This window comes from Oleiphilus sp. HI0117, assembly GCF_001635235.1.
In genome coordinates, this window is the sequence record NZ_LWGA01001375.1 from 1 (window position 1) to 642 (window position 642).

General features: G+C 45.7%; 1 protein-coding gene. It reads left to right on the forward strand.

Annotated features, from left to right (window positions below; translation table 11 throughout):
* Positions 1-180 precede the first annotated feature (180 nt).
* The coding region (locus tag A3757_RS23455) for an ATP-grasp domain-containing protein (protein ID WP_197470270.1) at positions 181-642 on the forward strand (462 nt) is incomplete at its 3' end.

Below are 642 nucleotides of genomic sequence, written 5' to 3' on the forward strand. Positions count from 1 at the left end.
CATATTCCCCGCATTATTTCAATAGATAAGCGGGGCTAGTGCGAACATAACACGGGAAAGAAAAGGGATTTACGCTGTGCCAGCAATGAGTGGCGCAATGTGATCGGTTAAGGATTGACCGAGATTTTGTCCGGCCACTTAATACGAGTGGCATTAATCAATTNAATGACGGAATGAATTATGAATTTACACGAGTATCAGGCAAAACAACTCTTTGCTGAATACGGACTGCCTGTTTCTACAGGTTATGCATGTGACACAGCTGACGAAGCGGCTGCTGCAGCCGATAAAATTGGCGGCGATATGTGGGTAGTGAAGTGCCAGGTTCACGCAGGTGGCCGTGGTAAAGCAGGTGGCGTTAAGCTGGTTAAGTCCAAAGAAGAGATCAAGGCCTTTGCTGAGAGCTGGTTGGGTAAGAATCTTGTCACGTATCAAACAGACGAGAGTGGTCAGCCAGTTGCAAAAATTCTTGTTGAAAGTTGCACTGATATTGCTAACGAATTGTACTTGGGTGCCGTCGTAGATAGAGCGTCTCAGCGCGTAGTGTTTATGGCTTCTACTGAAGGTGGTGTTGAAATTGAAACTGTTGCTGAAGAAACGCCTGAATTGATTCACAAAGCTGAAATTGATCCACTGGTTGGC